General features: G+C 37.6%; 19 protein-coding genes. 3 read left to right on the forward strand and 16 right to left on the reverse strand.

The features are described 5' to 3' along the window. Positions 1-12: 12 nt before the first annotated feature. Positions 13-2,325 carry a single-stranded-DNA-specific exonuclease RecJ gene (recJ, locus tag OXT66_RS08095; RefSeq protein ID WP_268596867.1) on the reverse strand — a complete coding sequence of 771 codons (2,313 nt, stop codon included), beginning with the start codon at positions 2,323-2,325 and terminating at the stop codon, positions 13-15. 91 nt (positions 2,326-2,416) lie between these two features. Continuing rightward, positions 2,417-3,355, reverse strand: coding sequence for a ribonuclease Z (gene rnz / locus OXT66_RS08100; protein ID WP_268596868.1), 939 nt, complete (start codon positions 3,353-3,355; stop codon positions 2,417-2,419). A gap of 94 nt (positions 3,356-3,449) precedes the next feature. Here rnz and OXT66_RS08105 point away from each other — a divergent pair, with 94 nt between their 5' ends. After that, positions 3,450-3,737 (forward strand): hypothetical protein, encoded by a 288-nt coding sequence (locus OXT66_RS08105; RefSeq protein WP_268596869.1) that lies wholly within the window; start codon positions 3,450-3,452, stop codon positions 3,735-3,737. 45 nt (positions 3,738-3,782) lie between these two features. On the opposite strand, the gene OXT66_RS08110 is transcribed toward OXT66_RS08105, so the two are convergent. The 3 genes from OXT66_RS08110 to uvrC all read right to left on the reverse strand — a co-directional run bounded on the left by OXT66_RS08110 (position 3,783) and on the right by uvrC (position 8,925). Then, entirely contained in the window at positions 3,783-5,714 is a 1,932-nt protein-coding gene (locus OXT66_RS08110; RefSeq protein WP_268596870.1) for an acyltransferase family protein, read from the reverse strand. 18 nt (positions 5,715-5,732) lie between these two features. Then, a complete protein-coding gene (gene obgE / locus OXT66_RS08115) occupies positions 5,733-7,037 on the reverse strand; it encodes a GTPase ObgE (RefSeq protein ID WP_268596871.1) in 1,305 nt (434 codons plus the stop codon). Between the two features lie 88 nt (positions 7,038-7,125). Beyond that, a complete protein-coding gene (uvrC, locus tag OXT66_RS08120; RefSeq protein ID WP_268596872.1) occupies positions 7,126-8,925 on the reverse strand; it encodes an excinuclease ABC subunit UvrC in 1,800 nt (599 codons plus the stop codon). Between the two features lie 177 nt (positions 8,926-9,102). Between uvrC and OXT66_RS08125 the strand changes: the two genes are divergently transcribed. Beyond that, a complete protein-coding gene (locus OXT66_RS08125; RefSeq protein WP_268596873.1) occupies positions 9,103-9,273 on the forward strand; it encodes a hypothetical protein in 171 nt (56 codons plus the stop codon). 51 nt (positions 9,274-9,324) lie between these two features. Here the strand turns inward: OXT66_RS08125 and OXT66_RS08130 are convergent, their stop codons facing one another. The 8 genes from OXT66_RS08130 to rpsO all read right to left on the reverse strand — a co-directional run bounded on the left by OXT66_RS08130 (position 9,325) and on the right by rpsO (position 17,681). After that, on the reverse strand, positions 9,325-9,609 hold the full coding sequence (locus OXT66_RS08130) for a nucleoside triphosphate pyrophosphohydrolase family protein (protein WP_268596874.1): 285 nt from the start codon (positions 9,607-9,609) through the stop codon (positions 9,325-9,327). Between the two features lies 1 nt (position 9,610). Then, on the reverse strand, positions 9,611-10,195 hold the full coding sequence (gene yihA, locus OXT66_RS08135) for a ribosome biogenesis GTP-binding protein YihA/YsxC (RefSeq protein ID WP_268596875.1): 585 nt from the start codon (positions 10,193-10,195) through the stop codon (positions 9,611-9,613). 110 nt (positions 10,196-10,305) lie between these two features. Continuing rightward, positions 10,306-11,562 (reverse strand): ATP-dependent Clp protease ATP-binding subunit ClpX, encoded by a 1,257-nt coding sequence (clpX, locus tag OXT66_RS08140; protein ID WP_268596876.1) that lies wholly within the window; start codon positions 11,560-11,562, stop codon positions 10,306-10,308. A 140-nt stretch (positions 11,563-11,702) separates the two neighbouring features. Further along, the gene (gene tig, locus OXT66_RS08145) at positions 11,703-13,016 is read right to left on the reverse strand and encodes a trigger factor (protein ID WP_268596877.1); all 1,314 of its coding nucleotides are present in this window, start codon (positions 13,014-13,016) and stop codon (positions 11,703-11,705) included. 157 nt (positions 13,017-13,173) lie between these two features. Then, entirely contained in the window at positions 13,174-14,361 is a 1,188-nt protein-coding gene (gene tuf / locus OXT66_RS08150) for an elongation factor Tu (RefSeq protein ID WP_268596878.1), read from the reverse strand. Positions 14,362-14,546: 185 nt separating this feature from the next. Further along, positions 14,547-15,464: a hypothetical protein gene (locus tag OXT66_RS08155; protein ID WP_268596879.1), complete on the reverse strand. Its 918-nt coding sequence runs from the start codon at positions 15,462-15,464 to the stop codon at positions 14,547-14,549. 55 nt (positions 15,465-15,519) lie between these two features. Then, positions 15,520-17,265, reverse strand: a complete 1,746-nt coding sequence (locus tag OXT66_RS08160; protein WP_268596880.1) for a ribonuclease J — start codon at positions 17,263-17,265, stop codon at positions 15,520-15,522. Between the two features lie 146 nt (positions 17,266-17,411). Next, positions 17,412-17,681, reverse strand: a complete 270-nt coding sequence (gene rpsO / locus OXT66_RS08165) for a 30S ribosomal protein S15 (protein ID WP_268596881.1) — start codon at positions 17,679-17,681, stop codon at positions 17,412-17,414. A 240-nt stretch (positions 17,682-17,921) separates the two neighbouring features. Here rpsO and rpsT point away from each other — a divergent pair, with 240 nt between their 5' ends. Beyond that, positions 17,922-18,173 (forward strand): 30S ribosomal protein S20, encoded by a 252-nt coding sequence (rpsT, locus tag OXT66_RS08170; RefSeq protein ID WP_054670874.1) that lies wholly within the window; start codon positions 17,922-17,924, stop codon positions 18,171-18,173. Between the two features lie 89 nt (positions 18,174-18,262). Here the strand turns inward: rpsT and holA are convergent, their stop codons facing one another. From holA to OXT66_RS08185, 3 genes are read right to left on the reverse strand one after another with little or no spacing between them, the layout of a single operon-like run. Continuing rightward, positions 18,263-19,294 (reverse strand): DNA polymerase III subunit delta, encoded by a 1,032-nt coding sequence (holA, locus tag OXT66_RS08175; RefSeq protein ID WP_268596882.1) that lies wholly within the window; start codon positions 19,292-19,294, stop codon positions 18,263-18,265. Beyond that, a complete protein-coding gene (locus OXT66_RS08180) occupies positions 19,275-21,590 on the reverse strand; it encodes a DNA internalization-related competence protein ComEC/Rec2 (protein WP_268596883.1) in 2,316 nt (771 codons plus the stop codon). The genes holA and OXT66_RS08180 overlap by 20 nt, the downstream gene beginning before the upstream one ends. Beyond that, on the reverse strand, positions 21,583-22,311 hold the full coding sequence (locus OXT66_RS08185; RefSeq protein WP_268596884.1) for a ComEA family DNA-binding protein: 729 nt from the start codon (positions 22,309-22,311) through the stop codon (positions 21,583-21,585). Before OXT66_RS08185 ends, OXT66_RS08180 begins: the two co-directional genes overlap by 8 nt. Positions 22,312-22,316 lie beyond the last annotated feature (5 nt).

Consider the following 22,316-nt stretch of genomic DNA (forward strand, 5'->3'; position numbering starts at 1 on the left):
TTCTTCCTTTCACTAGCCAGCTAGATTTTGCTTAACAAAGTCTACCAATCCAATCGTATCTGGATCTAACAACTCGTGTTCAGTTTGAATTTGTTGAAGTCTTAGCTGGTAACTCGGGGCTGTCTCCAACCTCTGAGCAGAATAATTGGGATTAACGTTGACCACTTTGTCGTTAATGGTAATAAAACCCAATTCCCAAAATACTTGAATCATAAAAATTAAAGTAGTTACGGGTAAGTTTAAGTACCGTGCCAATTGCTCACTTTGGGTATTCAATTGGATATCGGAATGGGTTTTAACGAACTTAAATAGTTTAGCATACTGTTGTCGATCTGGCATCCCTAAATTTGAAACTAAGTTCTTTTTGTACAAATAAAAGGTAGTTTGCTGCGGTTTGCTATGCTGTAGAACTTCCAGCAAGTCATTAGTAGTATCCGGACAATCCACCAAATAATAGTTAGAATCATCCGTAATTTGATCGATTTGGTCAAACATTACCCCTACTGATTCTGGATTTAAATGCCCTTGTAATTGGTTCAAGAGATGTTGGTGGAAAAAGACATAAACTCCACTTTGTTGAAACATCGATTCATGTAATTGACTGGTTCTAAGATCCACAAATGGTAAGCGTTCTTGTTGAAGATCAGAGATCATAAACTGTAAATTAGTTTTACCTCGCCAAGTATTGGTAGAAATTTGACCCACAATTCTAGTTTTAACGTCTTTATTAGCTAGTTGAGCACTAATATCACCGGTGCCAAAGTCCAATGCTGATATTTGTCGGTTACTACCAGCAATACTGCATTTTAAGTGATCTTTATCTTTACCAATTAGCTGAATAGACTGCAAATTACGGTATTCCAATTCAAAAACCGGCTTGGGATTATCTTCTCCAAAGGGAGCCAAGATTTGCAAACTTTGGTAAAAATCAGGGGTTAATTTATCTACACTTATTTTAGTAGCAACGACTAATTCCGGTTTAGCATCCAAATCCACGTGTTGCTCTTTTATGGCTAACTGCAGTTGTTTTTCTAACATTTCAATTTGATCAGTAGCCACGGTCAAGCCGACAGCAGAATGGTGCCCCCCAAATGCAACCAGTCTTTCCCTAATCGGATCAATACCTTTAAATAAATCAAATTGTTCAATACTTCGCCCAGATCCTTTAGCAAGACCAGTGTCGGCATCAATGCTCAATACCACTGCTGGCCGTTGATACCGATCTACTAATCTACTAGCAGCGATTCCCAACACTCCTTGATGCCAACCGTTACCAGCTACCACTAAAACCGCAGGTAGCGGCTCAGCTCGTTGATCAACTTGTTCCACAGCGGCCTTCGTTACTTTATCCACCAAAGATTTTCTGTCAGTATTAGCCGACTCGGTTTTCTTAGCTAATTCCTTAGCCACATCTTCATCCATCGTGGTTAATAAATTAACGCCTGGATTAGCATCCCCCATTCTGCCTAATGAATTCAAACGAGGAGCTAAAGCAAAGCCAATATCTTCTTCGTTAATTTTTTCTATGTCTACTCCGGCTCTTTTAGCTAAAGCAATAATTCCTGGTCTAGGAGTCTGTTGTAATGCCTGTAGTCCACCGCTTACGATTGCTCTATTTTCATCGGTCAGTGATACTACGTCAGCCACCGTTCCAATTGCTGCTAATTCAATCATATCCGCCGGAAATTCTTCCGTCAAAGCCCAGACTAGCTTAAACGCTACCCCAGCACCAGACAATTGACCAAACGGATAATCATTGCCTAACCGGGGATGGACTAATGCATAGGCATTCGGAACTACTTCCGGAATTTCGTGGTGATCCGTTACCACTACATCTACGCCCTGATTTTGAGCCAATTGAATTGCTTGATTACCTGCAATTCCGTTGTCCACGGTGATAAATAATTGAGTGCCCGCATTGATTAGCTTTTGGAAGGCCTCCTCGTTAGGCCCGTAACCTTCTTCAAATCGATTAGGAATGTAGTAGTTTACATTTGCCCCAATTGAAGCCAAAGTTTCATAAACAATACTAGTACTGGTGATTCCATCAGCGTCGTAATCACCATAAACCGTAATGACTTGATCATCCATAATAGCGGTTTGAATTCTTTCCACCGCTTTAGCCATATCATTAATCAACATGGGATCATAAAACGAAGTAGTATCTGGATTTAAAAAGCGTTGAATTTTTGCTTCATCATCATATCCATTCCGAATTAAAATTTCAGCTACTAACTCACTAATATTAAATTGTTTAGCTAACTGCTGTGCTTTAGTCGAGATAGTTTTAATAGCAGTTTGCCAGTTATAATTTGCTTCTAGCATTCATTAACCTCTTTAATTCTATGGTCAAAGCAATCGTAATTTTAACTATCTATTGCTAATCTTTAATAATTATAATAGTGCTAAAATAATATTATTCTTTTTTAAACGGAATATCGATTACCTCTAAATCCTTGACCACGTGTGTGTTAGGGAAAATTTCTTGAGCTTGTTTTTCTAACTCTCGAGCCAAATAACCATTGTAGCGAGCTGAGATATGGTTTAATAACAAACGGCTAGCATGAGCTTTTTTAGCCATTTGGGCTGCCTGGATATTAGTACTATGATAGTAATTGCGGGCTAATTTATTTTCCCCCTTTGCAAAAGTACTTTCGTGAACTACGGCATCAGCATTTTGAGCTAACGCAATTGCATTATCGGTTTGTCTAGTATCACCTAAAATAGCTACGGTTCTCCCCTTTTGAGCTGGACCAATGAATTCAGCTCCGTTAATTACCCGGCCATCAGCTAAGGTCACTGTTTTACCAGCTTTAATTTGGCCATATACCGGACCTGATGGAATTTGCAGTTCTTTTAATTTGTCTACTTGCAATTCTCCGGGATGATCATGTTCAATCACTCGGTAACCAAAGCTCGCAATCCGGTGGTCTAATGGTTTAACGTAAACGCTGAAAGTTTTATCTTCAAAAATTAAGCCGTCTTCATCAGTGCCAAATTCATGGAAACGAATTTTATATGCTAGTCTAGTTTCGCTTACCCGCATACTAACGGACACGAAATCCTTAATTCCTTTAGGACCATAGATATCAAGGGGTTCATTTCCCCCTTGAAAAGAACGACTACTTAATAGCCCTGGTAATCCATAAATATGGTCTCCATGTAAATGAGTAATAAAAATTTTTTCAATTTTTCGAGGGCGAATAGTTGATCTTAAAATTTGGTGTTGCGTACCCTCTCCAACATCAAACAACCAAACTGAATTTCGTTCATCAAGTAGTCTCAAAGCTAGGCTTGATACATTGCGAAATTTACCGGGTGAGCCGGCTCCAGTACCTAAAAATTCAATCTGCATTTTAATTAGTTCCTAACTATTTTTAAATTTCGTAAACCCAAAAGTTACTTATCAATTGTAGCATAGTTTAGTTCAAATAAGCAGGAGGCGTTTTATGACAATTGACGAATTTCAAAGAGCCATGGCGGATGTAGCTGGTTCTACTTTATTTTTACTCCCTAACGGTTACCATTACATTCCCCTAACTGCCATCACCACTAATAATAACCAAATTATCCTCTCTCAGTCACCAAATCAACACTCTGCTGTTACTTTGCAGGAGTTTCTAACGGCGTGCAAATTGTTACCAGCAACCACTAAAATCTATTTCCAAAGGGGCAACCAAAAACCACAATTAATGTATGGATTCAAAAGAATTCCTAACTCTATTATTCCTAATTAAAAAAACGCGTCTAAAGTCATTAACGACTTCTGACACGTTTTTTAATTACCGATGTTTATATAAAGTATTTGCCACTACCTTAACGAATTTTTTATTTCCAGTTGGGTTAGGATGAACGTCGTCTTCCCAGAACCAACTAGACTTGTTCAAACTGGCTTTATGCCAATTTACTAAATGCAAGTTGGAATACTTATGACTAGCTGCCACCAAGGTTTGGTTAACTTGTCCTTCCCAAGAACGGGTTGGTACATGGGCAGTTATCCAAAAGACCTGTCGATTTTTGCCAACTAATTTCATATAACGTTGAACCTGATCAGTAGTAATCGGTCCATTAGTTCCAATATTAATTAATACGGTTGGTGCTAATTGATCTCTAGCCTTTAATGTCGCCAAAATATCGTAGGCCGCTTCTGGTTGCATCCCCACTTCAGCAGAAACATAGGTCTGCTGGAATACAGTCTGTAAGTCTTTACTACTATCCGCTAAAACCGAATCCCCCACTGCCGTCATCTTAATGTTTTGTACCGTCATTAAGACTTTTTTCGTTAAATGATACTCTTTAGCTATTCTAAGATTTTTTTTATTCCACTTAACTGGACCACTCACCACATAACTATTGTTATGCTTCAATTTTTTACCGGTAGCTGCCTGATTTTTGGCTAGTTTCTTATTTTTAGCTTCAGTAGCAGCTTCATTGTTTTTAATATTTTGCTGTAAATGATTAGGCTTAGCCTGATCGGCCTTAGGGGCAATAATCATCCCATACGAACAAATCAGGGTAAAGATTGCTGCGGCACCAGCCAATCCCAAGTGTAGTTGCCTTTTAGCATCATTAGGATTAAACCAACCGGTAAATTGCCGCCAAGTGATTTTTCTAAATGGTTGTTCAATGAACCGGTATGACAACTCACTAAGTAACAAAATTAGTGCGATTTCAATAAACATATTCATTAACGGATGAGCCGCAATTTGTTTAACCGCAGCTTCATAAAAAATCATTACCGGAAATTGATACAGGTAAATCCCATAGCTACGTTGCCCCACCCAACTAAAAACGGGGTTGGTCAACCACCGGTTAACATGACTGCCGGGATGCACACATACAGCCAATAAAAGAGCTGAGGCCAATGAAACGATTAACAGTCCTCCTCGATACGCAAACGCTTTTTGCCCATTTAAGACGAAAAACGAACCTATCAAGATGAGAAAAGAAATAATTCCCGTCACATCTAAAATCGTACGGTCATAATTAGAAATATTTTCCGCCAACTTAGTTTGAGGCCAGTAAAATGCCAGCCAAGCTCCAATAGTAATAGAGAAGGCCCGCGTATCGGTCCCATAGTATGCGCGGTTAATATTAGCGGGATTATAAAGAAAGGCCATTAATAAAACCGAAATAATTGTAAGTCCCGTTAACAACCAACCAAAATGTTTGCTCTTAGCGCCCAAAGCTAGCATTGCAATTAATATCAACGGCCAAATAATATAAAATTGACCTTCAATTGACAATGACCAGAGGTGAGTAAATGGCGATTCGCCATTAAACCGGTCAAAGTAGTTTTGACCATGGCTAATTTCCCACCAATTATACAGATACACCAAGTTACTACCAATTGTTACCCGTAAATTCATCAAAAATTGATGGGCGAAGATTGTTATGTAGGCCCCAGTGGCAATTAGCATTGCCACGAGCGTCGGATACAATCGTTTAATTCGCCTTAAACTAAATTGGCCAAAATTAATTTTACCATTTCGCTGATTTTCATTTAACAAGGATGCGGTGATTAGATACCCAGAAATAACAAAGAAAATTGATACCCCAGCAAAACCACCTGGAATGGAAAACGGTAATAAATGATAGAAAATGACCCCCAAAACTGCCAAAGTTCTAATACCATCAATTCCAGTAATATACCTTGCTTTTTTACTCTTCATGGCATTGGCGTGCAGATCAACACGCGAATTTTCATTTCCCATGATAATTCCCCTTATTCGTTATTCCACGTAACTAAAAGTAAAGTCTAAAATAGTTACGGTATCCCCGTCTTTGGCTCCTGCATCACGTAATGCCTGATCAACTCCCATGCCCTTCAATTGACGAGCAAATCTGAGCATACTTTGATCATGAGTTGTGTCTGTCATCTTAAACAGTTTTTCGATCTGGTTACCGGACAAGACCCAAGTTTCGTATTCATCATCATAAGAAATGGTGAATGGTTCTTCAGCAGTTTCTGTAAATTCATAATCTTTGTGCGTATCTGGTTCATCAGCTACTTCTAGTGCTTGTTGTTTAGCGGTAGCTAACATATCAGCCGTCTTATTAACCAATTCGTCTAGCCCAGTGTGAGTAATTGCTGAAATAGGTACAACTACTGGTTGCGCATCCCCTAATTCTTTTGCAAGATCTAATTTAAATTGTTCCAAATTAGCTGCAGAATCGGGCATGTCCATCTTAGATGCCACCACAATTTGGGGACGGTCTAATAAGCTAGGATCGTACTTTCTTAGTTCTTCATTAATCGTTACGTAGTCTTCATAAGGGTTTCGACCTTCTTCTCCAGAAACATCTACGACGTGCAAGATAACCCGGGTACGTTCAACGTGACGTAGGAATTGAATTCCCAAACCAACACCCTCAGAAGCCCCTTCAATCAAACCAGGTAAATCGGCCATTACAAAGTCTCGACCATCATCTAATCTAACCATCCCTAAATTAGGAACCAAGGTAGTAAAATGATACCCCGCCACCTTAGGCTTAGCACTAGTTATAGTGGCCAACAGCGTGGATTTACCAGCGGATGGAAAACCAACTAACCCTACGTCAGCCAATACCTTTAATTCTAGTTGTAAGGCCCGTTCTTCACCAGGTTCACCATTTTCAGCAATTTCTGGAGCTGGATTATTAGGACTAGCGAAGTGGATGTTACCACGACCGCCCCGCCCACCATGAGCAATGACTACTTCTTGGTCAATATCAACTAAGTCAGCTAACAAAACTCCAGTTTCTTGATCGTAAATACTAGTTCCTTCTGGGACTGGGATAATGGTATCCTCAGCTCCTCGACCAGTCATTTGTTTGTTACCACCGTTACCACCATTGTCGGCTTTAAACTTGCGATGGTAACGAAAGTCCATTAACGTACTCATTCCTGAGTCCACTTTAAAAATGATGTTGCCCCCACGGCCACCATCACCACCAGCTGGACCACCATTAGGAACATACTTTTCACGACGAAAAGCTACCATACCATTTCCACCGGTTCCGGCTTTTACTTGAATTTTTACTTGATCTACAAACATGCTTTATCACCATTTGCTTTCATAATTTGTACTTACGTGCTTCGTATTTGAGTATACCGATGAAATTCTGATCGGTCAAAGAGATATCCTATTTTGTTTCAGAATCAACCTTACTTAAAGAAAGCTTAATAGTTTGGGCTACCGTTTCTGAAATCCCCAGCTTCTTTAGGTCCGAAATAGTGGCTTGCGAAATCTTTTTCACAGAACCAAATTGTCGTAATAGTTTATTCCGGGTTTTAGGACCCACGCCCTTAATATTATCCAGTCTAGAACCTAAAGAGTTCTTGGAATGAACTTTCCGGTGAAAACTAATTGCAAACCGATGCACTTCATCTTGAATTCGTTGGAGTAAATAAAAGCCCTGACTCTTAGGATCCAAGTATAAATGTTCGTCACCGTTGCCAAATAGTAAATCCGCAGTTTGGTGATGATCATTTTTGACCATCCCTCCCACTGGAATGTGAAGCCCTAATTCGTTTTCCAACACGTCTTTAGCGGCATTCATCTGGATTTCGCCACCATCCATTAAGATTAGATCTGGCATTTCAGCGTGTTCCTTTAATAGTCGTGTATATCTGCGGCGAATTACTTCTTTAGTACTAGCCGCTTCATCTGCATGGTCTACCGTCTTAAGCTTATATTTTCTGTACAAGCTTTTGTTAGGTTGACCATCTACAAAAACCACCATGGCTGAAACTAAATCAGCTCCCTGAATATGGGAATGATCAAACGCTTCAATTTTACTTCCCGGAGCAATGCCCATCGCATCGGTTAATTCTTTCATGGCCCCAGTCGTTTTTCGCTCGTCTAATTCTAGTAATCTGAACTTTTCTTCTAACACTAACTGTGCATTTTTTTGAGCCATTTCCAGTAAATCGCGTTTTTCGCCCCTTACCGGTGTTCGAACCGGAGTATTTTCTACCAACTGACTAACTAAATCCGTAGGTAACGTTTTCGGTACCAAAATTTCTTTGGGTAGAATTTGATTCTTTTGTTGATAAAATTGCGTAATAAAGCTCACCATTTCTTCTTCAGGATCATTGATTATAGGAAATAATCTTTTTTCCCGTTTAATTAGCCTAGCCTGCCGAATGAAGAAAATCTGAATCGACAGCCACCCCTTGTCGACATAGTAATTAAAAATGTCACGGGGAGTATTATCAGTAGAAATAATTTTTTGCTTTTCCACCGTCATTTCAATGTATTTAATTTGGTCCCTAATTTCAGCAGCTCGTTCATATTCCATTTGTTGAGCGGCTTCTTGCATACGATTAGTGAGCATTTTTTTAGCACGCCCCACATTGCCATTTAGAAATGATTTAATGTGTTGAATTTGTTTAGCATACTCTTCTTCCGGTACTTCTTTAAAGCAAGCTCCCAAACATTGCCCCATGTGGTAATACAGACAAGGCCGGCCTTGATAGCCATTACAACGCCGGAGTGGATAAACTTTTTGTAAAAAGTTGACCGTTTCATCAGCCGCATAAACATTGGGGTAAGGACCGAAATAGTACGCCCCATCTTTATTAATCGTGTTAACAATTTTAATTTGAGGATCTCGTTCATTAGTAATTTTAATATAGGGATAGCCCCCGTTTCCTTGTTTCAAGCGGATATTGAAATAAGGTCGGTGCTTTTGAATCATTGTGATTTCTAATAAGAACGCTTCCTTATCAGTAGATGTAATAATGGTTTCAAAGTCAGCAATCGTAGATACTAGTTTTGCCGTTTTACCTTCGTGGCTACTCTTAAAATAAGATCGCACTCGATTTTTTAGGTTTTTGGCTTTGCCAACGTAAATAATTTGCCCATTGATATCTTTCATCAGATAAATACCGGGCAAATCAGGCAATAAACTTAACTTATGCTCTAAATATTCAGATGCCAATAAATAGTCCTCCCTACAAAACGCTTGCTAAATTATACTCTGAATAATATCTGGTTTCAAACATTGTCATTTATTAATTAGATGTGACAATATTTTAATTTAATGTCATTGATCCTCAAGAGATGACAAGTATTTTTTTTTTAGCTAGAATGAGTTAAAAGTAAGGAGATGGCAGAATTGGGATTAACCGTAAAACGAAAAGATGACCTCAGTGCTTCCTTTGGCAAATTTGCTGAAATGGAAACCGAAGATAATCAACGAGATCGTTTCTTAAAACGAGATGAAGATAAAAAAGCTCCTAAAAAAGATAAAGCCAAAAAACATTCTCTTTTTGGTCGTAAGAAATAACTTCAGATAAGTTAAGCCCTCTAGTAATTTACTAGGGGGCTTTTTAGCAACTTATTTAGTTGGATAACGAGCCGTTAACCGGTCAATATTATCCTGAGCTACATCATCTAGAGGAATATCAGCCCATTGAGCAACTTGAGACAAATACCATAAAACGTCACCGAGCTCTTTAACTAATTGATCTTTATTTAAATCAGATCCTTGAAAAGTGTATTTTCTAACTAGATCAGCAACTTCACCCGCTTCGCCACTTAACCCTAAAGCACAGTTAGTTAATACCTGTTCTTTTCCTAACAGGGTTCGGTTAGCTGCTTTTTGATATTCATTTAAATCCAAATTACTTCGTCCTTTCCTCAATCCAATCCCATACGGCATCTTTTCCGGTTTTAGAAACAGCAGAAAAGAGAACTAATGGTTCAGCGCCACTCATGTCTAAAGATTGTCGAATAATTTTTTCCTGCTTATTCCATTTACCTTTAGCGATTTTATCCATTTTGGTTGCTACCACTAATGTGTCAATGTTGTAGTAGTTTAACCACTCGTGCATGGCAATATCGTCTTCCGTAGGAGCATGTCTACCATCCACTAGGGTAATAACTCCTTTTAATTGATCCCTACTAGTTAGGTAGGTTTCAATCATTTGCCCCCACTTCTCCCGTTCCACTTTAGATACTTTAGCATACCCATATCCTGGAACATCAACGAAGTACAATTGCTGTTCAATTTGATAAAAATTCAACGTTTGAGTTTTTCCAGGTTGACTGGACGTTCTAGCAAAACTACGTCGATTGATTAAAGTATTGGTCAATGATGATTTTCCAACATTGGAACGACCAACCAAGGCAATTTCTGGTAAGTTTCCACTAGGATATTGTTTCGGTGCTACCGCACTAATTGTTAATTCGACATTATGGACGTCCATTACTGCCACCCTTTCTGATTTAAAGATCCTAAGACACTATAACACACTGTTCCATAAAAAAAGAAGAGGTCTGGATAACATATCCGCCTTCTTCTCTTCTTATGATTGGGTTATGACGCTTTTAAAATTAATTTTGGTTCAATTTGTTCAGTAACCGTAGCTCCATTAATAATTACCTTTTCAACGTCATCACGACTAGGTAAATCAAACATAATATCACGCATTACGTCTTCAATGATTGAACGTAGGCCACGAGCTCCAGTTTTTCTAGAAATTGCTAACTGAGCCATTTCTTCTAGCGCATCGTCAGTAAATTCTAGTTTTACTCCATCTAGCTCTAATAACTTAGTATATTGTTTTACCAAAGCATTCTTAGGTTGTGTAAGAATCCGAACTAAATCAGCTTGAGTTAACTTGTTTAGCGCAGTTAAAATTGGCAAACGACCAATAAATTCTGGAATTAATCCAAATTTCAAAAGGTCTTCCGGTACTACTGCTTGCATGATACGATCATCATCTAAATCAGGAGCAGCATCAGAATTAGTTCCAAAACCAATTGTTTTATCACCTAAACGTCCCTTAACAATACTTTCAATTCCATCAAACGCGCCACCAACGATAAACAAAATATTGGTAGTGTCAATTTGAATTAGCTCTTGTTGTGGGTGCTTTCGGCCACCCTGAGGTGGAACACTGGCAATAGTACCTTCTAAAATTTTAAGCAAGGCTTGTTGAACCCCTTCACCAGAAACATCTCGAGTAATCGACACGTTTTCTGCTTTTTTGGCAATTTTATCGATTTCATCGATATAAACAATTCCCTTTTGAGCCCGTTCAACATCATAATCAGCACTTTGTAAAAGCTTGAGCAGAATGTTTTCAACGTCTTCCCCTACGTAACCAGCTTCTGTTAAAGTGGTTGCATCTGCAATCGCAAACGGAACATTCAAAATCTTAGCCAAAGTTTGAGCTAAATAGGTTTTCCCTGATCCGGTTGGGCCGATTAAAGCGATATTACTCTTTTGCAATTCTAGTTCGTCATCATCTTCACCATGCTTAGCTAACTCATTAACTCGTTTGTAGTGATTATAAACGGCAACTGACAAAGTTCGCTTAGCATCGTTTTGTCCAATTACAAATTGATCTAGTTCTTGTAAAATTTCTGCAGGCGTAGGAACACTCAAAGGGGCATCATTAGTATTTTTGCTTTCAGCCACTAACTCTTCGTCAATGATTTCCTTGCAAAGATCAATACATTCGTTACAAATGTAAACTCCAGGACCTGCTACAATTTTTTGAACTTGGTCTTGGGTTTTACCACAAAAGGAGCAAGTGATCGTTCCACTTGATTCATTATCTTCAAACAATTGTTTTCCTCCTTTAATCAATTCAAATTCAATAAATTTCAATCCTCAACTAGGAGGTACTTTACCACGTTTACTCTAAAAAGCAACTATTAGCTCTTATCGAAAAAAGATCCGTTATAAAAACGGATCTTCGAGGTTAATTACTTGTCTTCTGAATCGTCTTTAGCTTTACTATCTTGTTTAGCAGAGTCAACAACCATGTCAACAGCCTTCTTAATAGCAATATCATGCTTCAACATATCATCAGTTAAGGCATTCCGAACCGCAGTTTCTTCCATGCCGTATTGTTGAGCAAGATCTTTAACTTCAGCAGCAACATCTTCTTCTGAAGGTTCAATCTTTTCAGCAGCAACGATAGCTTCTAAAACAAGGTTAGTCTTAACACGGTTTTCAGCACCATCAGCAAATTGCTTCTTAAGGTCGTCTTCAGTAGTTCCAGTCAATTGGAAGTACATTTGAGCATTGATACCTTGTTGTTGCATACCAGCTAAGTATTGATCCATTTGACGTTGGATATCTTCATCCATCATAGCTTGTGGAATTTCCTTAACTTCAGCATTGTCAACGGCTTCTGAAAGAGCGGCATCTTCGATAGCATCGTGAGCAGCAGCTTTCTTATCTTCCTTAAGTTGTTCTTTAATCTTGTCTTTTAATTCGTCAAGGGTATCTACGTCTTCATCAACGTCCTTAGCAAATTCGTCGTCAAGTTCTGGAAGTTCCTTAGCTTTAACTTCGTGAATCTTAACTTTAAAGATAGCATCTTTACCAGCTAATTCTTCAGCTTGATAATTTTCTGGGAAGGTAACTTTAACGTCAACATCTTCACCGGCTTTATGACCAACTAATTGATCTTCAAAACCAGGAATAAATGAGCCAGAACCTAATTCAAGTGAATAGTTTTCAGCTTTACCACCGTCAAATTGCTTGTCATCAACGTAACCATCAAAGTCAATAACAACAGTGTCACCATTTTCAGCAGCCTTATCTTCTTTAAGAACTAATTCTGCTTGTTGTTCACGACGTTTTTCAAGTTCAGCATCGATGTCCTTTTGGTAAACGCGAGTGTTTTGTTTTGGAACACTTAAGCCTTTGTATTCACCAAGCTTAACTTCTGGTTTAACAGAAACAACAGCCTTGATAACCCAGTCTTTACCCTTTTCCATTGATTCAACGTTAATTTGTGGTTGATCAACTGGTTCGATAGCAGCTTCTGTTACGGCAGCAGAGTAAGCCTCTGGAAGCAAGATGTTAAGTGCATCTTCGTACAATGATTCTTCACCATACATTTTATTAAATACTTGGCGTGAAACCTTTCCTTTTCGGAAACCAGGTACACTAATATTTTTTTTGTTACGGTTGAAGGCTTTATCTAAACCTTCACTGATCTTGTCGGCACTAATTTCGAAAGTTAATTCTCCATCATTAGTACCTTTCTTTTCCCATTTTGCAGACATTTTGTTCCCTCCGAGACGAAAAGATTATTTTTTACAATTCTTGATTGCATAACAGTATTAGTTTAACGTATCAACAGCTAAAAGTAAAATATTTATCGTATTTTCATATAAAAAAAGAGCTACGGCATAGCCGTAACTCTTTTTGTGTGTTGAGAAATTAGTCTAGAACTTCACCAACAACACCGGCACCAACAGTATGACCACCTTCACGGATGGTGAACTTAGTACCTTTTTCGATGGCAACTGGCTTAGTTAATTCAACAGTGAATGTAACGTTATCACCAGGCATAACCATTTCAACACCTTCTGGCAATTCGATCACACCAGTAACATCAGTAGTGTGGAAGTAGAATTGTGGACGGTAGTTTGAGAAGAATGGAGTATGACGGCCACCTTCTTCTTTGCTCAAGATATAAACTTGACCAGAGAAGTTCTTGTGAGTTTGGATTGAACCAGGTGCAGCAAGCACTTGACCACGAACAACTTGGTCACGGTCAACACCACGAAGAAGTACACCAACGTTATCGCCGGCTTGACCTTCGTCAAGAGTCTTACGGAACATTTCCAAACCAGTAACAGTAGTCTTAGTTGCTTCGTCAGTCAAACCAACGATTTCAACTTCGTCACCAATCTTAACAACACCACGTTCGATACGACCAGATGCAACAGTACCACGACCAGTGATAGTGAAGACATCTTCAACAGGCATCAAGAATGGCTTGCTGTCGTCACGTTCTGGAGTTGGGATGTATTCATCAACGATGTCCATCAAGTTAAGGATAACTTGTTCTTGTTCTGCGTCGCCTTCAAGGGCTTTAAGAGCTGAACCACGGACAACTGGAATATCATCTCCAGGGTAATCGTATTCTGAAAGTAATTCACGAACTTCCATTTCAACTAAGTCAGTCAATTCATCATCATCAACTAAATCAGTCTTGTTCAAGAATACAACGATGTATTCAACACCAACTTGGTGAGCAAGAAGGATATGTTCACGAGTTTGTGGCATAGGACCATCAGTTGCGGCAACAACCAAGATAGCACCGTCCATTTGAGCGGCACCAGTGATCATGTTCTTGATGTAATCAGCATGTCCTGGGGCATCAATATGAGCGTAGTGACGGTTTTCAGTTTCGTATTCAACGTGGGCAGTGTTGATCGTGATACCACGTTCACGTTCTTCTGGGGCTGCATCGATATCAGCGTAGTCTTCAGCTTTAGCTAAACCTTTAGAAGCCAAAACTTTAGTGATTGCAGCAGTTAAAGTAGTTTTCCCATGATCAATATGGCCAATAGTACCAATGTTTACATGGGGTTTTGTTCTTTCATAATGTTCTTTTGCCATTAATGAAACCTCCTGTGTTTTCAAGAATTACACCAAATTTATTCGATGCATTTCTATTAAGAATTATACTACATCTTCTCCAAAAGACCAAATAAATTAAGCCTGATATTGAAGAACTCCTAAACATTATATTCAAAGTAAAATCGTTTGTAAACAGATTATTTAATTTTTACCAATAATATTTATTAAAATCCCAGATCTTCATGAATTTTTTGGTCAAGTTGCCTTTGAATTTCTAAAAGTTGTTGAGCAACTTCATCATTAACTATTGGTGACTCCCCTTTTAACTTTTGAATCAACAAATCAGCCCAAATATCTGGATTTTGAATGATTTGATCAGCATTAGGATACAAATACGCACTTTGTAAAAACAATTCTTTTTCAGCTATTTGCCACTGGACAGGATCAATAGCCCCTATTTGTTTCCACACAATTTCTTTAATTTGCTGAAATTTAGATCCCTGAATTTCATTATCAATCGTAGCTAAATTAACTGGTAATTTGGCTTGAAATGTCCCAGTAACTACGATTTTATCCGTTACCCCAGCTAATTTAAGAGTCTGCAAAATATCACTTTTAACTGGTTGCCAAACATCTGGATCCTGTAACACTAATTGGACTGCAATTCGATAACTACTAAGGGGTAAATACTTGGCTTGCTTTAAGATCACAGACTGTTCCTCTAGCGCTAACGTTCCCACTGAACTCACCTGTCTAGTTAGTTCAGCAATTTTTTTAGCATTGTTTAATTGATAATTTTGCTCTGCTGATTCAATAAAATTATTTTTTTCTAAGTTTAATCTATGGTTTAATTGCCATGCTAAGACAAACGCGTGGTGTGTTAATAATGTATTTAAAACATCATCAATCAACTCAATCTTATTTCGATATTGCTGATCAAAATCCGTTAAATAACTTAGCGCTAAATCATCTTCATCACTTAGCAACAATGCGTGTACTAGCAATTTATTAGCATCAAAGGTTGGGTACTCTTCGTATAAATTTAAAGCTCGTGGAATTGCTAGTTCAATTTGTTGCTCACTAATATTGGCTTGAATTTGTTCTAATTCTTGAAAATACCGTTCTGGTAATTTACCCGTCATTAATTTATCCTCACAGTTATAAAACGACCCTTCAACTATCGAAGGGTCGCCTTAATTATTTTTCTTGTTTTTTAGTATTTTCTGGTTTATCAGTAGTTTTTTTAGTTTTTTTCTTGTTAGTGCGTTTATGGTGTTGGTTAACTTCCATAATCACTGGCAAGATAACTGGTCGCCGCTTAGTTTGTTCATATAAATAGTCACTAAGGCTTTCTCGCACATCCTGTTTCAAGTTGCTCCAGTCAAATTCCTTGTTAGTTAAATTATCAGCAACCGTTTTTTCAATAATATCAGAAGCTTCCCGCATCAAGTCTTTATTAGCCTTAACGTAAACAAAACCTCTAGAAGTTAATTTAGGTTTAGCAATAATTTTCTTTTTCTTTCGATCAATTGTTACCACGGCTACAAAGATTCCGTCTTCTGATAACACTTTTCGATCTCGCAAGACAATATTGCCGATATCTCCTACTCCAATACCATCAATCATGGTATCAGAAGCAGAAACACTATCTGAAATGTTCATATCGTCTTGATTAATGGCAATTACATCCCCCTTAGCGGGCAAGTAAATTTGATCAGCCGTCATTCCTACTTGGCGAGCTAATGCACAGTGGGCATCCAATAAGCGGTATTCACCTTGAACTGGAATCAAGAACTTAGGTTTTAATAAATTCATCAATAATTGCAAGTCATTTTGACTAGCATCTCCAGAAGAATTCATTTCATCAGCAATCATCCGGACTTCTGCCCCTGCTCTGTAAACCATATCACGAGTTTTGGCAACGGTGGTTTCCATTGCAGTAGATGGAGTAGTTGTAATGAACACTAAATCGTTAGGTTCAATATTAATATCACTTTGTTCTTTGTTGGCCATTCGTTGGATTGCCTTGATTGGTTCACCCATTTTACCAGTTTGAATGATAACTACTTTATCAGGATCCATGTCCTTTAATTCTTTTTTAGATTCAATTAACAGATCTTCAGTAGGCAATACCAAATCGTTTAGTCGGATTGACGTTCTTACTATCCGTTCTAAATCGTGACCTGCTAGATAAACTCTACGATTAGTTCTGGCAGCTGCATCAAAGACTTGTTGCATTCTAATAATATTAGAAGCTACACTGGCAACAATGATTCTGCTGTGATGATAATTAAATGTATCGTAAATATATTCACCAATAGTTTGTTCAGTTACGCTAGGTGCTGGGTTTTCAGCATTACTAGAATCACTTAATAAGACCAAAACTCCTTCACTACCCAGTTTAGTCAAAGCTGAATAATCAGTTTGGTAAGTAGGTAGTGCCGTTTGATCAAACTTGAAGTCCCCAGTATAAACAACTGCTCCGTCAGTAGTGTGCAAAGCAATTCCCATGGAGCCAGGAATTAAATGCGTAGTCTTAAAGAAAGTAACGTTTACATCTTCAAATTCAATTTCACTTTGATCACTAATGACGTGAAAATCATCGAATCCAGCTGATTCGGGGTTATCTTCAACGTTTAGTTTAGCCAATTCAATCGTCATTTCAGAACCAAATACTGGCACGTTAAATTCGGATAGGAAATAAGGCAATGCCCCAATCGCATCAGCATGTCCATGGGTTAAAAAGACCCCTACAATTTGGTCTTCATGTTCTTTTAAGTAAGTAAAGTCCGGAATAACTACGTCAATTCCTAGTAATTCGTTTTCTGGGTATTTTAACCCACAATCTAAAATATAAAGATTACCATTAATCCCGGCAACGTACATATTCATGCCGTTTTCACGAACCCCGCCAAGAGTAATTAGTTTAATATCGTTTTTCATGTTCCACCTCAAAAATTTGGTTTTTATTTTTTCCGTTCGTTTCAGCTTCTTACAGTGTACCATAATTTAATTCCGGTTCGAAATATTTCCATCATTTTTTGGCAAAAGAAAAAGGACTGACAATGTCAGTCCTTAAAAAATTAATATTAACGACGAAGACCTAAACTTCTGATAAGTTCACGGTAACGTTGTACATCTTCCTTACGAAGGTATGCCAACAAATTACGACGGTGACCAATCTTCTTCATCAATCCACGTTGTGAGTGGAAATCTTTTTTATGGTTACGCATGTGTTCGTTGATTTCGTTAATATCAGCAGTTAAAATTGCGATTTGAACTTCAGCAGAACCAGTGTCACCTTCGTGACGAGCGTATTGCTTGATAATTTCGTTTTTCTTTGCTTGTGTAAGAGCCATGATAGTACCACCTTATTTATTATTTCCAGTCACTGAGTAAGCGGCAACGGTGATCCCGACAAACTAAGTGATGGTCTGTGCTAGAAGCACAAAACTCAGTATAGCCGAAAAATTATCAAAAGACAAGAACTAATCAGCTAGATTCCCGTTTTTTCTTGCATTGAATCTCTAGGTTCTGTATAATAATCTTTGTTGAATTTCAATTTGTATTTAGATACATAAGTATCGGAGGTGAAATATATGCCAATCATTAAATCAGCGATCGAACGTGTTAAAACCAACGAAAAGGCTAACCGTCGTAATGCAGCTCAACTAAGCACTATGCGTACTGCTGTTAAGAAGTTTGAAAAAGCTCAAGCAGCCGGTGCCAGTGATGCTAGTGAACTTTACACTAAAGCAATCAGTGCCGTTGATCACGCTAAATCAAAAGGATTAATCAAAGCTAACAAAGCAGCTCGTGACAAGTCACGTTTAACTAAGTTAGCTAAATAATTAAACCAACAGTTGTTAGCTGCCCTAACGACTGTTTTTTTATTTTCTCAAAAAGCCTGCTTTGAAATTTTTTCAAAGTAGGCTCTTTTTTATGCGTTAGTTTTAACATCAGCAAATTTAAGTAAAAATAATTCAAATAAAAATTCTGGATCTTGAGCAGTTGATTTTAAGGCAGTTTCTAGGTCAATTAGCCCTAAATACCCCCGCCTTAAATCTGGATAGCTAAATTTATTTCCTACTTGCAAGGCTAATTTAATTCGGTAAGGATGTACTTTTAAGCTAGTAGCCAGACTCCCTTGAGAATAACCATGTTTTTTCAAAATCATCACTTGCAATAACAACCTAAACTGCTGCACCAATACCGCATTAATTCTTAACGGCTCTTCTCCTTCAACCACTAAGGAGTGATATAGCTCAATAGCCTTAGTAGTTTTTTTAGTCAGAACTAATTGGACTAAGTCAAATACGTTTTGTTCCATAGATTGCCCTACCAAATCAGCAACTACATCCGCTTCTATCACTTTGGTGTCTTGATAGTATAAAAATAGTTTTTCCAGACCATTCATAATCAAAGTTAGATTTGCACTGGTTCGCTGGACAATAGCCTCTACCACCGATGAAGAAATTTGATAGCCATTTTCAGTTACAATTTCGGTTACTAACCGCTTTACCTGTTGTTCTGAACTTTGATTAATTTCTATTACTTCAGCCGCCGTTTTAATAGCCTTAGTAACTTTTTTTCTAGAATCTAATTTTTCATAAGGGGCAAAAATTACCAAAATGGTACTGGGTTCAGGGTGCTTTAAATATTCGATTAAATCGTCTAAATTGTGATCTACTTTGGACTTTGTTTTAGCTCCCGTTAAAAAAAAGGGACGTTTAATAATTACTAACCGTCGTTCGCCAAAAAACGGAATAGATTTAGCATCACCAATGGCATTACCAACTGGTTCTTCTTCCATATCATAAATTCCAACATTCATTTCTTGTTCTTCTTCCGGTATCAATTGAATGAACTGTTGTTTGATTTGATCCGTTAAATAGTCCTGGTCTCCTTGAATCAGGTAAACTCCGGCTGGTTCACTCGGATTAAATTGTTTTTTAAAAGTTAAGTAGTCCATGTGTGACATCCCTTCTTTGCTTAACATCCCGCTTAATAGTGCCAACTTGATTAGGCTTATAACTGTATTGGATCATTCCATTTTGTTGAGTATTCATAACTTCAACATTGTTTTTAGCTAAAGTAGTCAAAGTTTCTCGATTAGGGTGATTATACCGGTTACGTTTACCAGCTGAAATCCAGGCAACTTTAGGATTTAATTGTTTAATAAACTGCGGGTCACTGGCTGTTTTACTACCGTGATGTCCCACTTTTAAAATATCAACCTTCAGTTGCGGGTACCTGTTTAACAACTGTAATTCATTTGAACGATCTAAATCGCCAGTAAATAGCCACTTTTGCCGTCCGAATGTTCCCCCTAAAACTAGTGAATCTTCATTTTTACCTTCACCCGCAGTAAAGGGATGAAAACATTCAAAAGGTCCCGGATAATTAGTCATTTGATTAGTTATGGGAATTAAGTGAGTAAATTGACCTGCCTTTAAGCGCCGCAGAAATTTTGGATTAGCTTCCATTCCTGCTGGTACCATAAGGTTATTCACGTGTAATTTTTGCAGATAAGCTGGTAAATCTCCACAGTGATCTGCATCTTGATGACTAATCCAAACATTATCAATCGTTTGAATACCAATACTTTTTAAATAGTTAATAGCTGTCCGTTCCGCCTGATAACTTGGCGTTCGTTGTTGCCATTTTTGAGTCTCAAAGGTTAATTTGCCACCCGTGTCTATAATATTAACTGATTTGTTTCGTGGGGTTCTCACCAAAAAACTATCTCCTTGGCCCACGTCAAACATCGTTACCTCTCCAGTAATGGGATAATGGATGCGGATAAAACAAACCCCATAAAAGAAAATCAGCAGTATCGTTCCAAATTTAGCTCGTTTCTTAATGATAAGCGCAACCGTTAAAGAAAACAATATCAAAGAATTAATTAAGCCTGGTTTACCAAACGTTATCATCCCTGGTAATTGACTAATAAAATTCAAACTATTATTAAATTCACCAATCACAAAATTAATCGTCACTAAGCCAGGTAGCCGAAGAAAGCTAAGTCCTACTCCTAACAAGACTAATGGCATGATGAACATACTAAAAATGGGAAGAATCAAAATATTAACTAATAATGATAAAACATGCCATTCAAAAATATTTTCCAAAATAATTGGTAAACTCAATAAATTCAACCATACAGTTTTGGCAATTGTCCCCTTATCTCGTAATAAAATAAGTCCAAAAGATAACGCATAGCTAAATTGGCAAGCTAATAAAAAGAATGCCGCCGGGAACAAAATCAAATTAATCATTAAAGTAATACTCCAAATATCTAACGGACTAATCTGATAGTTAAATAAACGACATCCCGTCTTAATTTCAGCACTTAAAACTGCTCTTAATAAGCCAACCGCTGCCCCAGCAAAGACAAAATAAATAATCAAAATAATGACTTCTAACATTAATTTTAATTTATCTGGTAACCATTTTAAGCTGTAGTCTAATAACGTTAATAAATAAGCTACGTGCATCCCAGAAATACTAAATATGTGTAATAATCCTAACTGACTTACCCCCGGAGTTAATTCATAAAAATCAGCTTCTCGATAGCCGCTAATTAATCCCAACGCATAAATTTTTAGATACGTGGGTAATTGTTGGCAGTAATGATTAAATCGAGATCTAAGGACATGAATTTTAGCACTCCAACTTAGCCGATTAATATTTTTAAATTTAATTATTCGGCCCACCATTAATTGATTAGAAATATTTTGAACTTTATAAAATAACTGAGGATTAAATTGATTAAAATTAGTTGGTTTTTTAATCGGTTCAATAACTCCCGCAACTTTTAACTGTACTGGTTTAGTTTGAGCGAGCAACCATTGTTGTTCCTCAGGTTTAGCGATAGTAGCCAACATAGTTACAGTTTGTTGTTTAATTCCCTTGCCAACCTGTGCTTTACCCGTCAATAAATTTCCCTTAACCTGGTATGCATCAGGATAAATGGTTAGGTTTCCCTCATAATTACCTATTATTTGTTTTTGAACTTCCAATTGTTGATTATTATTCCTCACCGCCAATAAGTAACCCATTAATACCAGTAAGATAACAATCCAGACCCAATTAGTTTTTAACCTGAAAGTTCTAATAAGGATTACCGAAATTAATACGGTTCCTAATTTCCAGTTGCCATACAATAATACGCTAGTAGCAAGTAAAAATAATGCCGGAAAAAACATAATATTAGAAACATAGATCCAATCACCAGAAGGTGCATATTTGCTTAACTTATCAGACACAGATATAATCCTTCAGATTTTCAAACGTTTTATCACCAAATCCAGATACATTTTTTAAATCTTCAATTTGTTTAAATTGACCGGTAGATTCTCGATAAGCAATAATTTGTTCTGCCTTCTTTTCTCCAATACCCGTTAATTCTTGTAATTTAGTTTTGTCTGCCGTATTAAGGTTAATTTGCTCACTATTGGAATCAGCATTTATAGAGCTAGCTGAACTACTTGTAGACTCATTACTACCATTAGCGCTTTTGCCAGTAACTTGCGGTGTTTGAGGGGTAATCCCCTGCTCTAAAGAATTACCTTTAATTTCACCACGTAACGGTACGTAAACTACCTGTTGGTCTGCCAATTTACCCGCTAAATTAATTTGTTTTTTATCGGCCGATTTGGTAAATCCTCCGGCTAAATTAATCGCTTCTTGAGTCCGCATCTCCTGAGTTACCTGATAAACACCTGGTCTTTTTACCGCTCCTTTAATATCTACATATAATTGCTCGGATTCTTTAGTTTCGGGCCTGTTTACATTGTTACTTTTAGCAGAGTAACTCGCTTTTTCCGAGCTTATCTTAGCAGCGGTTGGTCGGGACACTGTTTCTCTAATATCATGTGGTTGATTATTAGTAACTGCCAACCCACCAATTAATAATCCAATTATTCCTAACATAGTAAGTAAAATATGATATAAATGTTCATCAATAAAGTCTTTGATTCGTTCCACCTTAC

It is taken from the genome of Lentilactobacillus senioris (assembly GCF_026798195.1).
Taxonomy (GTDB): domain Bacteria; phylum Bacillota; class Bacilli; order Lactobacillales; family Lactobacillaceae; genus Lentilactobacillus; species Lentilactobacillus senioris_A.

Bases quoted from the DNA above. Each gene is read 5' to 3' on its own strand.
- recJ (WP_268596867.1), bottom strand. From the start codon at position 2,325: ATGCTAGAAGCAAATTATAACTGGCAAACTGCTATTAAAACTATCTCG.
- rnz (WP_268596868.1), bottom strand. From the start codon at position 3,355: ATGCAGATTGAATTTTTAGGTACTGGAGCCGGCTCACCCGGTAAATTT.
- OXT66_RS08105 (WP_268596869.1), top strand. From the start codon at position 3,450: ATGACAATTGACGAATTTCAAAGAGCCATGGCGGATGTAGCTGGTTCT.
- OXT66_RS08110 (WP_268596870.1), bottom strand. From the start codon at position 5,714: ATGGGAAATGAAAATTCGCGTGTTGATCTGCACGCCAATGCCATGAAG.
- obgE (WP_268596871.1), bottom strand. From the start codon at position 7,037: ATGTTTGTAGATCAAGTAAAAATTCAAGTAAAAGCCGGAACCGGTGGA.
- yihA (WP_268596875.1), bottom strand. From the start codon at position 10,195: ATGGACGTCCATAATGTCGAATTAACAATTAGTGCGGTAGCACCGAAA.
- tig (WP_268596877.1), bottom strand. From the start codon at position 13,016: ATGTCTGCAAAATGGGAAAAGAAAGGTACTAATGATGGAGAATTAACT.
- tuf (WP_268596878.1), bottom strand. From the start codon at position 14,361: ATGGCAAAAGAACATTATGAAAGAACAAAACCCCATGTAAACATTGGT.
- OXT66_RS08155 (WP_268596879.1), bottom strand. From the start codon at position 15,464: ATGACGGGTAAATTACCAGAACGGTATTTTCAAGAATTAGAACAAATT.
- OXT66_RS08160 (WP_268596880.1), bottom strand. From the start codon at position 17,265: ATGAAAAACGATATTAAACTAATTACTCTTGGCGGGGTTCGTGAAAAC.
- rpsO (WP_268596881.1), bottom strand. From the start codon at position 17,681: ATGGCTCTTACACAAGCAAAGAAAAACGAAATTATCAAGCAATACGCT.
- rpsT (WP_054670874.1), top strand. From the start codon at position 17,922: ATGCCAATCATTAAATCAGCGATCGAACGTGTTAAAACCAACGAAAAG.
- holA (WP_268596882.1), bottom strand. From the start codon at position 19,294: ATGGACTACTTAACTTTTAAAAAACAATTTAATCCGAGTGAACCAGCC.